Annotated in this window: 12 protein-coding genes; 6 read left to right on the top strand and 6 right to left on the bottom strand. The window is 62.2% G+C overall.

Going from position 1 to position 10,454, the window contains the following annotated elements; translation table 11 throughout:
- Positions 1-107: 107 nt before the first annotated feature.
- The 3 genes from CFY91_RS15880 to CFY91_RS05505 form a co-directional block, all read right to left on the bottom strand.
- A complete protein-coding gene (locus CFY91_RS15880) occupies positions 108-377 on the bottom strand; it encodes a DUF6538 domain-containing protein (protein WP_133063671.1) in 270 nt (89 codons plus the stop codon).
- 255 nt (positions 378-632) lie between these two features.
- Positions 633-1,358, bottom strand: a complete 726-nt coding sequence (locus CFY91_RS05510; RefSeq protein ID WP_093985351.1) for a TrmH family RNA methyltransferase — start codon at positions 1,356-1,358, stop codon at positions 633-635.
- Positions 1,355-2,977 (bottom strand): NAD(P)/FAD-dependent oxidoreductase, encoded by a 1,623-nt coding sequence (locus tag CFY91_RS05505; RefSeq protein ID WP_093985350.1) that lies wholly within the window; start codon positions 2,975-2,977, stop codon positions 1,355-1,357. Before CFY91_RS05505 ends, CFY91_RS05510 begins: the two co-directional genes overlap by 4 nt.
- A 220-nt stretch (positions 2,978-3,197) precedes the next feature.
- Here CFY91_RS05505 and rlmE point away from each other — a divergent pair, with 220 nt between their 5' ends.
- Positions 3,198-3,818, top strand: coding sequence for a 23S rRNA (uridine(2552)-2'-O)-methyltransferase RlmE (gene rlmE, locus CFY91_RS05500; RefSeq protein WP_093985349.1), 621 nt, complete (start codon positions 3,198-3,200; stop codon positions 3,816-3,818).
- A gap of 45 nt (positions 3,819-3,863) precedes the next feature.
- Here the strand turns inward: rlmE and CFY91_RS05495 are convergent, their stop codons facing one another.
- The 3 genes from CFY91_RS05495 to CFY91_RS05485 all read right to left on the bottom strand — a co-directional run bounded on the left by CFY91_RS05495 (position 3,864) and on the right by CFY91_RS05485 (position 6,125).
- On the bottom strand, positions 3,864-4,169 hold the full coding sequence (locus CFY91_RS05495) for an ArsR/SmtB family transcription factor (RefSeq protein ID WP_093985348.1): 306 nt from the start codon (positions 4,167-4,169) through the stop codon (positions 3,864-3,866).
- Between the two features lie 182 nt (positions 4,170-4,351).
- Positions 4,352-5,479 carry an alkene reductase gene (locus tag CFY91_RS05490; RefSeq protein WP_093985347.1) on the bottom strand — a complete coding sequence of 376 codons (1,128 nt, stop codon included), beginning with the start codon at positions 5,477-5,479 and terminating at the stop codon, positions 4,352-4,354.
- Between the two features lie 337 nt (positions 5,480-5,816).
- Positions 5,817-6,125 (bottom strand): PepSY domain-containing protein, encoded by a 309-nt coding sequence (locus tag CFY91_RS05485; RefSeq protein ID WP_093985346.1) that lies wholly within the window; start codon positions 6,123-6,125, stop codon positions 5,817-5,819.
- 159 nt (positions 6,126-6,284) lie between these two features.
- On the opposite strand from CFY91_RS05485, the gene CFY91_RS05480 reads away from it, so the two are divergent.
- The 5 genes from CFY91_RS05480 to CFY91_RS05460 all read left to right on the top strand — a co-directional run bounded on the left by CFY91_RS05480 (position 6,285) and on the right by CFY91_RS05460 (position 10,436).
- On the top strand, positions 6,285-6,746 hold the full coding sequence (locus tag CFY91_RS05480; RefSeq protein WP_093985345.1) for a hypothetical protein: 462 nt from the start codon (positions 6,285-6,287) through the stop codon (positions 6,744-6,746).
- Positions 6,747-6,821: 75 nt separating this feature from the next.
- Positions 6,822-7,493, top strand: a complete 672-nt coding sequence (locus CFY91_RS05475; RefSeq protein ID WP_165765302.1) for a 6-phosphogluconolactonase — start codon at positions 6,822-6,824, stop codon at positions 7,491-7,493.
- Positions 7,494-7,535: 42 nt separating this feature from the next.
- On the top strand, positions 7,536-9,347 hold the full coding sequence (gene edd, locus CFY91_RS05470; RefSeq protein ID WP_371870526.1) for a phosphogluconate dehydratase: 1,812 nt from the start codon (positions 7,536-7,538) through the stop codon (positions 9,345-9,347).
- A 1-nt stretch (position 9,348) separates the two neighbouring features.
- Positions 9,349-9,999, top strand: coding sequence for a bifunctional 4-hydroxy-2-oxoglutarate aldolase/2-dehydro-3-deoxy-phosphogluconate aldolase (locus CFY91_RS05465; protein ID WP_093985342.1), 651 nt, complete (start codon positions 9,349-9,351; stop codon positions 9,997-9,999).
- Positions 9,996-10,436 carry an acyl-CoA thioesterase gene (locus CFY91_RS05460; RefSeq protein WP_093985341.1) on the top strand — a complete coding sequence of 147 codons (441 nt, stop codon included), beginning with the start codon at positions 9,996-9,998 and terminating at the stop codon, positions 10,434-10,436. Before CFY91_RS05465 ends, CFY91_RS05460 begins: the two co-directional genes overlap by 4 nt.
- Positions 10,437-10,454 lie beyond the last annotated feature (18 nt).

Genomic DNA, 10,454 nt, shown 5'->3' with positions numbered 1-10,454 from the left:
CTGGTACAACCACCAGCGCCTGTTGAGCTCAATCGGCTATATCCCGCCTGCGGAGGCTGAGGCAAACTTCCACCAGCAACAAGCAGGTCAGGCCATGGCGGCCTGACTTAAACGAAACGGCCTCCACAAAAGCCGGGGCGATTCATTGCTTCAATGCGGGCGTCTTCGGGGTCGATCTTCGCTGCGCTGCGAGCTTTGGCAATCATTGATTGCCATTCCTGTAGGTAGGGGATTTTTAGCCGCTGGGCTTCGGTCTTGGAGCCTGTCTTGAGCGAAGCGGTGAACTCTCGTCGGTTGAGTGCAGGTCTGGCGTCCTGTGGAATCGCTAGGCGGGCGTGCCAAGTGCCCGAACGTAAGACGAGGTTGTCGCTAGCCATTTTGGTTCACCCATAAAGAACATGTTCTTTAGGGTGACAGGCTAGTCGTTTTTTCTATGGATTTGTAGCAAAAATTTGTAGCAAAACGGTCTGTAAGTGCCTGTAATGCTTGATTTTACTGGGCTGTAGCCTGTTTTTCGGAAAGTCCCTATCTTCCCGCCATATAAACAAAAAGCCCCGGTGAAAAAACACCGGGGCTTTTTGTTTATATGGCACTTGCGAAAGACTCTGCGTTAAGCGTGCCGTGCTACACACTTACTTTTTCAGCTCATAGGCACACAGGCTTACCGTTGTCGCCAGATTGAGTGATTCGATCGCGCCGCAACCAGCGATGGTGAAGGGGCGGGCGTGGAGGGATGTCAGCTGTTCGCGGGGAACGCCGCGCGCCTCGTTGCCGAACAGATAGCAGTCGAAGCGGGCAAAGGCTGGCGACTGCACCGGCTCGCCTTGCATGTCCAGGCAGGCAATGCGTGGGAATCGACTGGCCAGAGATTCCAAGTTTACCTCCAGCTCCAGGGGAACATGAAAAATAGCCCCCATGCTGGCGCGAACCACCTTGGGGTTGTAGGGGTCGACGCTGCCGGGGCTGAGCAGGCAGCGGAAACCGCCGAACCAGGCCAACGTGCGCAAGATGGTGCCAAGGTTGCCCGGATCCTGGATTTCGTGCAGATAGACGGCCCGTGTAGGCGTAGTCGCCGCCGTTGTTGTCAGTGCTGCCATGGGCACCACGGCGAGAATGCCTTGTGGTGTATGGGTGTCGGCGATCTGCGCCATCTGTCGTTCGCTGATCAGTTGGGTCTTGAACGGGCTTTCCCAGTGCTGATAGGCGGCGGTGACATAGAGCTGGCTGGCGAGCAACGCAGGGTTGCGCGCTGCGGCCTTGTCTAGCTCCAGCAGCAGGTGCTCGCCCTCTACCAGGAAGTGGCCGAATTCGGCGCGGTACTTCTTCTGCTGCAGCTTCTTGATGTCGTCGAGTTTCATTGCGGGCTGTGCTCGGCCAGCATCGAACGAGCTATCGCTTCGGCCACCTTGATGCCATCTACCCCCGCCGAGAGGATGCCGCCGGCGTAGCCGGCACCCTCGCCGGCCGGGTACAGGCCCTTGAGGTTGAGGCTTTGCAGGGTCTCGTTGTCACGGGTGATGCGCACCGGCGACGAGGTGCGGGTTTCGATGCCGGTGAGTACCGCGTCGTCCCGGTCGAAGCCACGGATCTGTTTGCCGAAGGCCGGCAGTGCCTCGCGAATGGCCTCGATGGCGTAGTCAGGCAGCGACGCTGCCAGGTCGCCCAGGCGTACGCCGGGTTTGTAGGAAGGTTCCACCTCGCCCAGTTCGCTCGATGGCACACCGCGAATGAAATCGCCGACCAGTTGCGCCGGTGCGCAGTAGTCACGCCCACCCAGTTCATAGGCGCGCGACTCCAGGCGCTCCTGGAACTCCACGCCGGCCAGCGGGCCGCCGGGGAAGTCCTGTTCCGGGTTGATGCCGACGACGATGCCGGCGTTGGCGTTGCGCTCGTTGCGTGAGTACTGGCTCATGCCGTTGGTTACCACGCGTTCCGGCTCGGAGGTGGCGGCCACCACGGTGCCGCCCGGGCACATGCAGAAGCTGTATACGGCACGACCGTTCTTGGCGTGGTAGACCAGCTTGTAGTCGGCGGCGCCGAGCTCCGGATGGCCGGCGTACTTGCCCAGGCGCGCCTGGTCGATCAGCGATTGCGGGTGCTCGATACGGAAGCCGATGGCGAAGGGCTTGGCCTCGATGAATACGCCCTGGCGGTGCAGCATGCGGAAGGTGTCGCGCGAGCTGTGCCCCAGCGCCAGCACCACATGGCGGCTGCGCAGGGTTTCGCCGTTGGCCAGCACTACGCCTTCGAGTTGACCGTCGTTGATCAGCAGATCAGTCACCTTGCTCTCGAAACGTACTTCGCCGCCGAGGGCAATGATCTCTTCGCGCATGGCCGCCACCACGCCGGTCAGGCGGAAGGTGCCGATATGTGGCTTGCTGACGTACATGATCTCTTCCGGCGCGCCGGCACGGACGAACTCGTGCATCACCTTGCGGCCGTAGAACTTCGGGTCCTTGATCTGGCTGTACAGCTTGCCGTCGGAGAACAGGCCAGCACCACCCTCGCCAAACTGCACGTTGGACTCGGCAGTCAGGGTTTTCTTGCGCCACAGTGCCCAGGTGTCCTTGGTGCGCCGGCGCACATCCTTGCCGCGCTCCAAGACGATCGGCTTGAAACCCATCTGCGCCAGCAGCAGCGCGGCGAACAACCCGCTGGGGCCGAAACCCACCACGATAGGGCGCTCGCTCAGGCCGGCCGGCGCCTGGCCGACCGGGTAGTAATTCGTGTCCGGTGCCGGGCGAACGTGCGGGTCGTCGGCGAAGCGCGCCAGCACACTCGCCTCGTCGCGCACTTCCAGGTCGATGATGTAGATGAACAGGATCACGCTGTTCTTCTTGCGCGCGTCGTAGCTGCGCTTGAATACACTGAAGTTCAGCAGCTCGGCGGCGGAGATGCCCAGGCGGCGGGCAATGGCCTGGGGCAATTCATCAGCAGCATGATCGAGGGGCAGGGACAGCTCGGTGAGGCGAATCATGGGGAAATCCTGGCCGGTGACTCCGGCAAAGGAGAATAGAAAGGGTGGGAGGTCGCGATTGTACCTGTGCTCCGGCAGGCTGTCAGGCGGGCTCAGCGCCGGGCATTTAGCCCATGGGCGATTATCCGCTTATAATTGCCGCCAATTTGCCTGCAACACGAACCTGTTCTGAATTTCTCAGGGCATGTGTTGCCCATTTCCGCATTGTCCGGTCGTCCCCATGAAACGCTCCAAAAGCAGTAGCCGCTGGCTGAATGAACACGTCAACGATCCTTATGTGAAACGCGCACAGAAGGACGGTTATCGCTCGCGCGCCAGTTACAAACTGATCGAGCTGAACGACAAGGACAAGCTGATCCGCCCGGGCATGCTGGTCATGGATCTGGGATCGGCGCCAGGAGGTTGGTCACAGGTGGCTGGCAAGATCGTCGGTGATCATGGTCGGGTCATCGCCAGCGATATCCTGCCAATGGACCCGCTGGACAACGTCGACTTCATCCAGGGCGACTTCACCGATGAAGCTGTGTTTCAGCAGATCCTCGCCAAGCTCAATGGTCGCCAGCCGGACCTGATCATTTCCGATATCGCGCCCAACATCAGTGGCGTGGCAGCGGCCGACCAGGCCGCTTCGATGTACCTGGTCGAACTGACCCTGGACATGGTACGTCAGGTACTCAAGCCGGGTGGCAACTACGCGGTCAAGGTCTTCCAGGGCGAGGGTTCTGACGAATTTCTGCGCGATGTGCGCAGCTCTTTCGAGAAGGTGATGATTCGCAAGCCAGAGGCTTCACGCCCACGTTCGCGTGAGGTGTATCTGGTCGCGAAAGGCTTCAAAGGCTGACGCGCGGTAGTCGCTGAAAACTGCTGCTGTTGCGCTGCGCCCGGCTCAGAGACGTTCCTGCAGGGCCAGCAGGAGTTCCTGGATTTTCGCTTCGTCGCGCTTGTAGTAGGTCCAAGGGCCGATGCGCTGTGAGCTGACCAGTTGCGCGCGTTGCAGGATGGTCAGGTAGTTGGAGGTGGTGGACTGCGAGAGTCCGATCTTCTCCTGAATGATGCTCACGCAAACACCTATCTGTTGCGGATCGACTTCCTGTTCAGGGAAGTTCTTGCGCGGCTCCTTGAGCAGGCTGAGGATGGCCAGGCGGGTAGGGTTGTCTAGCGCCTTCAGCGCTTCGCTAACATCGATAGTCATGGGGGCAGGGGCCGCTGCGGGTCTGTTCGGTGGATGAAATACTCCGGCAGGTTGCCTGATCGCAGGAGGCTTGCCGGCAATCCGCCGGACGCATTCTGCGCAGGGCGGGTTGCCGGCGATCTTACGATATTTTTCCGCTCGTTCGCTGGCTGTCCTGCTGAGCAGAACGCCATGTCCTTTGCTTAAGCGGGGTGGCGGGGGTAGTCGGTGTAGCCCTGCGCAGTGCCTCCGTACATGCTGGTGCTGTCCAGCGCATTGAGCGGCCAGCCATTGGCGATGCGCGTTGGCAGGTCGGGATTGGCGATGAAAGAACGACCGAAGCCGATCAGGTCGGCCCAGCCGGCTTCAATGGCCGCTGCTGCACGTGGTGCATCGTAGCGCCCGGCATACAGGATGCGCCCGCTGAACGCCCGCCGTACTGCCCAGCGGAAGCTCTCCGGCAGTTCCTCGGCGCCTTCCCAGTCCGCTTCGGCCAGCGACAGGTAGGCGATACCCAGCTCCTCCAGATGCCGAATGGCGGCCAGGTAAGTGGCCTGCGGATCATCCTCTACCAGCCCCAGATAGACGCGTTCCTCGTCGGTGCTGCTAAACAGCGGCGCGAAACGCACACCGAGGCGTTGTGGGCCGACGACCTCGGCGACTGCCTGGGTGATCTCGCGGAGAAAGCGCAGGCGATTGTCCAGTGATCCGCCGTACTCATCGCTGCGCTGGTTGCTGTGGGCGGAGATGAACTGGTTGACCAGATAGCCATTGGCACAGTGCAGCTCTACACCGTCGAAGCCAGCCTGCAGGGCATTGCGCGCCGCTTGTGCATAGTACTGGACCAGTTCGCGTACCTCGGCGGTAGTCAGTTCGCGGGGCATCGAGGGTTCACTGAGCATGCCGCTATCCGGCGCGGTCTCAATGAACACCTTGACCTGACTGGCGGGAATCGCCGAAGGCGCTACCGGTGCCTGACCCTCGGGTTGCAAGGCTGTGTGGGAAACCCGACCAACATGCCAGAGTTGGGCAAAGATCACGCCGCCGGCGTCATGCACGGCACGGGTAACCTTTTGCCAGCCGGCAATCTGTTCGGTGCTGTGGATGCCGGGTGTCCAGGCGTAGCCCTGGCCGCGTGGCTCGATCTGTGTACCTTCGCTGACCATGAAACCCGCACTGCTACGTTGCTGGTAATACTCGGCCATCAATTCGTTGGCGATATTGCCGGGCTGTGTGCTGCGCGAGCGGGTCAGCGGAGGCAGGACGATGCGATTACGCAGGGTGTAGGGGCCCAACTGCAGAGGCGTGAAGAGTGCAGGAAACTGGCTCATATTAATCTTGATATCTCGAAAAATAGATTTAATGGCGTGGAAAGCGGCTGGTCAGCCCAGCCGGCCTATCCAGGCTGATGCAACCGTCAAGGCGTCGGCATAATAATCGTCAAATCGAGAAATGCAAATATACAGAATTGTCAGCAACAATGCTGTCGGTAGGCACCCAGACGTCGCTTGGCATGACGGCGGCTGGCTATACCTGGCTGGTTGCTGGCGAATGATCTTGTGCGGTGGCCCGTGCTGTGGCCTCTGGGCAACCAGGAGGGTGAGCCGGCAGGTTACACAACGAAAACCCCGCCACACGGCTGTGGCGGGGGCGCGGCATGGACGCTGATCAGTCGTCCATCTGGTCCTTGAGAATGGCACCGGTGCTGGCGTCCAGCTCCATGTCCCACTGCACGCCTTTCTCGTCGCGCAGCTCTACCTGGTAGATATAGCGGCCGTACTCTTCTTCCAGTTCGGTCTCTTCGACGTTGGCGCCCGGGTGCTTGGCCAGTGCCGCCGCATTGAGTTTTTCAAAGGACTGGATGGTGCCGGCATCGCGCAGACGCAGCGCTTCGTCCGGACCGAGGTCGCGGGCCTGGGCCAGACCGGCGGTGGCGATCAGCAGGGTGGTGGTAAACAGGGTAGTCAGCTTGTTCATGACAGGTTCCTCATTGGCTGGATGTTGCGTTTCAGTGAGGACAGCTTAGCCATACTGGCTGAATTCAAGCTGAATATACGGCCCAGTGCTTGGCGTAATGCTGTGCTAGCGTTGCTGTAGCGGCCAGGGTGGCCGTCATCACGAAGCAGGAGGTGCAGGATGCACAAGATCATGCAGGGGCTGATGCTGTTATGGCTGGGCGGCCAGGCGCTGGCCGGAGAGGAGCCGGCGTTGCAGTGGCAGCGCGATGTGCAGGCGCAAGAGCAGGCCGTATCACGGCAAACCGATTTCAATACGTATAACTACCAGCCGCGACCGGCTGTTAATCGCATGCTGCCGCCAACGCGCCTGCCGGTCGCGGCCAAACCGGCACCGCCACGCTGGGTCAAGCAGCAGGCCAAGGTCTACTGGCAGCAGCATGATCGCAGTCGCCAGGTCTTTACCGCGCATTGGCGCAGTCAGGATGGCTGGATCGACTACGCCTCGGTGTGTGCCAACTACCGTGCCGGATCCTTGAATTATCGTGACTGCCGCAAGGCAGCCAAACGTTATTTCGTCGAGCGTTGCAAGGCGGGGAAGGGGGCCGGCTACTGTCATGCCGAGAATAACTTTTTCCTCTGACCCGACCTTGGTCGAGGGCGACGGGCAGCCTGCGCAACAGGCATGATGTCCAAGACTTTCTTTTTGGATGGCCGCATGACCGCCCACCTAGCCTGGCAAATATTTACCTCGCGCGAAGCCTGTCTGACACAGTTGGCCGACGATCTCGGGCGTCTGCTGCGTGCAGCGCAGCAGGAACAGGATATGGTCAGTCTGTTGCTGCCCGGGGGCAGTTCGCCAGCCGCATTGTTGCCATTGCTGGCCGAGCAGGAACTGGACTGGCGTGCGCTGCGTATCAGTCCGACCGACGAGCGCTGGGTGGCGGCGGATGCGCCGCAGAGCAACTGGCGGCTACTGTATAGCGGCTTGCCAAAGGCCTTTGTGCTGGATCCTCGACAGGCCGAGCATATCGAACAGGCAGCACAGAACTGGGGAGAGCAGGTGGCTAGTTGGGCGCCCTTCAGTGCGGTGTTGCTGGGCATGGGTGAAGACGGTCATGTGGCCTCGCTGTTTCCTCCGTTGGATGATCAGGCCGCCTGCGGCGAGGCGGCCTGCATGAGCCTCGCCGCGCAGCCGCCTGTGCAGCGCATAAGCCTGCAGTTGGGCTTGCTGTTACGCAGCCAGTGGCTGGGCCTGCTGGCGTTCGGCACGGCCAAGCAACGCTTGTTGCAGCAGATTCAGGCCCGGCCGCAGTGTTATGCCGAGTTGCCGATTACCCGGCTGTTGGCGGCCAGTGATCGTCCACTGACAGTCTACTGGGCACCCTGACGGGTTACACTGCGCCTCTCGCCAGCCTTGGGAAAGAGCATGTTGAATCCCCACGTCGAGCAGATCACTGCGGCCATTGAGCTGCGCTCCCAGGCGCGGCGCAGTGCTTACCTGCAGCGCATGCAGGGGGCCCGCGAGCGACCCAGGCCGCAGGCGCTGGGCTGCTCCAACCTGGCCCATGCCCTGGCTGCGCAGAATGAACCGGCCCGGTTGATCATGCGCCAGGGGCGCTCCGCGCATATCGGCATAGTGTCCAGCTACAACGACCTGCTGTCGGCGCATGCCCCGTTGCGCGAGTATCCCGAGCAACTCAAGGCGACCCTGCTCGGCCTGGGGGCCAGCGCCCAGTTTGCCGCCGGTGTGCCAGCGATGTGTGATGGCATTACCCAGGGTGAGGCGGGCATGCAGCTATCACTGTTCTCCCGCGACCTGATCGCCCAGGCAACCGCCATTGGCTTGAGCCACGGCATCTTTGATGGCGCGCTGTACCTCGGAGTCTGCGACAAGATTGTTCCTGGCCTGCTGATTGGCGCACTGCACTTCGGGCACCTGCCGGCACTGTTCGTGCCAGCGGGTCCTATGGCGTCCGGCTTGCCGAACAAGGCCAAGGCCGACGTGCGTCAGCGTTATGCGCGTGGCGAAGCCTCCCGCGAAGAACTGCTTGAAGCGGAGCTGGCGGCTTACCATGGCGCAGGCACCTGCACCTTTTACGGTACGGCCAACAGTAATCAGTTGCTGATGGAGGCTATGGGGCTGCATGTGCCGGGCAGTGCCTTTGTGCCGCCAGACTCGCCGTTGCGTGGGGCGCTGACCGACGAGGCGGCACGCCTGATCGTGCACAACAGCCGCCATGGCGCGCGCCCCTTGCCGTTGGCTGAAATGCTTGATGCGCGGGTGCTGGTCAATGGCGTGGTGGCCTGGCTGGCCAGTGGCGGATCGACCAACCACTGCCTGCACTTGCCGGCGATTGCCCGAGCTGCCGGTTATGAGCTGCGCTGGGAAGATATTGCCGCCCTGTCCAAGGTGGTGCCATTGCTGGCGCGCATTTACCCCAATGGCGCTGCTGATGTGAACCAGTTTCAGGCCGCCGGTGGCCCGGCCTGGCTGCTCGGCGAGCTGCTCGATGGGGGCCTGCTGCACGGCGACGTCGCCACCGTCGCCGGGCACGGCTTGCAGGACTATTGTCGTGAACCCTGGCTGGCGGCAGGGCGTCTGGCCTGGCGTGAATTACCCGACACGCCGCCGCCTGCGGATATCCTGCGTCCGTGCACGAGCCCTTTTGCTGACGAAGCAGGCATGCTGCTGCTGCAGGGTAACCTGGGGCGGGCCATGCTCAAGACCAGTGCAGTTGATCCGGCCTACTGGCAAATCTGTGCACCAGCCCGCGTCTTTGCCAGCGAGGCCGCGGTGCTGGAGGCTTATGCCAACGGTGCACTACAAGGTGACCTGGTGCTGGTGGTGCGCTTCCAGGGACCGCGTGCCAATGGCATGCCCGAACTGCACAAGCTGATGCCGCTGCTGGCCAACCTGCAGGCGGCCGGGCAGCGCGTTGCCCTGCTTACCGACGGGCGTCTGTCGGGGGCCTCCGGTCAGGTGCTGGCGGCTTTGCACCTGACTCCGGAAGCGGCAGCCGGTGGCGCATTGGCCCAGGTCGTCGACGGTGACCTGATCAGCCTGGATGCGCACAGCGCTTGCCTGCACCTGCATGTGCCGGATGAGCAACTGGCCGAGCGTTTGCCAGCGCGTGCTGCGGCTGCGTTGGCGAGTGGCTATGGTCTGGAACTGTTTGCCGCCCAGCGACGCCTGGTAGGCCCGGCCGACCAGGGCGCCTGTTGCCCGAACGAGGATGACTGAGATGAGCTTGACGATGGAGCAGGTATTGCAGCGCGCCCGCCCGGTGTTGCCGGTGCTGGTGATCGAGGAAGTTGACCTGGCGCTTGACCTGGCCGCCGCCTTGCAGGCCGGAGGTATAGAGGTGCTTGAAGTCACCCTGCGCACGCCGCGCGCCCTTGAGGCGCTGCAGGCCATTCGCCGGCAGTTTCCCGAGCTGCTGGTGGGCGCGGGGACGCTGATCCATACCGAACAATTTGCCGAGGCCCGTGATGCCGGTGCACAGTTCTGTGTCAGTCCTGGCTGTACCGAGCGCCTGGCCGCGGCGGCGGAAGACTGCGGGTTGCCCTATCTGCCTGGGGTGATGACGCCTTCCGAGGTGCTCCTGGCCCTGGAATACGGCTACCGCTCGCTGAAGCTGTTTCCGGCCAACGGCACCACCAGTGTGAAAATGCTCAAGAGCTTCAAGGGGCCGTTTACCGGCATTCGTTTCTGCCCTACCGGGGGCGTGACAGCCGATAACCTGCTGACCTTCCTGCGCTTGCCGAATGTTGCCTGTGTCGGCGGGACCTGGATTGCCCCGCACAGCCTGGTGCGCGCGCGCGCCTGGGATCAGATCAGCCAGTTGGCCGTGGAGGCCCGGCAACTGGCGGGCAGCCTGGAGGTGCCGGCATGAGTAACTGGGACTGGGTGGATGCGCCCTTTGTGATCGACCTGCAGGTGCAGGCCGAGGATATCGATGGCCTCGGGCATGCCAACAATGCGGTGTATGTCAGTTGGCTGGAGCGTTGTGCCTGGCGTCATTCGCAAAGCCTGGGGCTGGATCTGGCGGAATACCGACGCCTCGATCGCGCCATGGCGGTGTTGCGCCACGAAATCGATTACCTGGCGAGTGCCTACCAGGGGGACGAACTGCAGCTGGCGACCTGGATCATCGAGTCTGACCAGCGTTTGAAAATGACCCGGCACTTCCAGCTGCGGCGCAGTCGTGATGCCGCCACCCTGTTGCGCGCACGCACCACCTTCGTGTGTATCGAGCTGTCCAGCGGCAGGCCCAAACGCATGCCGCCGGAGTTTGTCGAGGGCTATGGGCGAGCCCTGCTGCCGGCCTAGCCAGGCAAGCCCTGGCTC

This window comes from Pseudomonas fluvialis (assembly GCF_002234375.1).
Lineage (GTDB): Bacteria > Pseudomonadota > Gammaproteobacteria > Pseudomonadales > Pseudomonadaceae > Aquipseudomonas > Aquipseudomonas fluvialis.
This window is presented reverse-complemented; position numbering and strand designations above follow the sequence as displayed.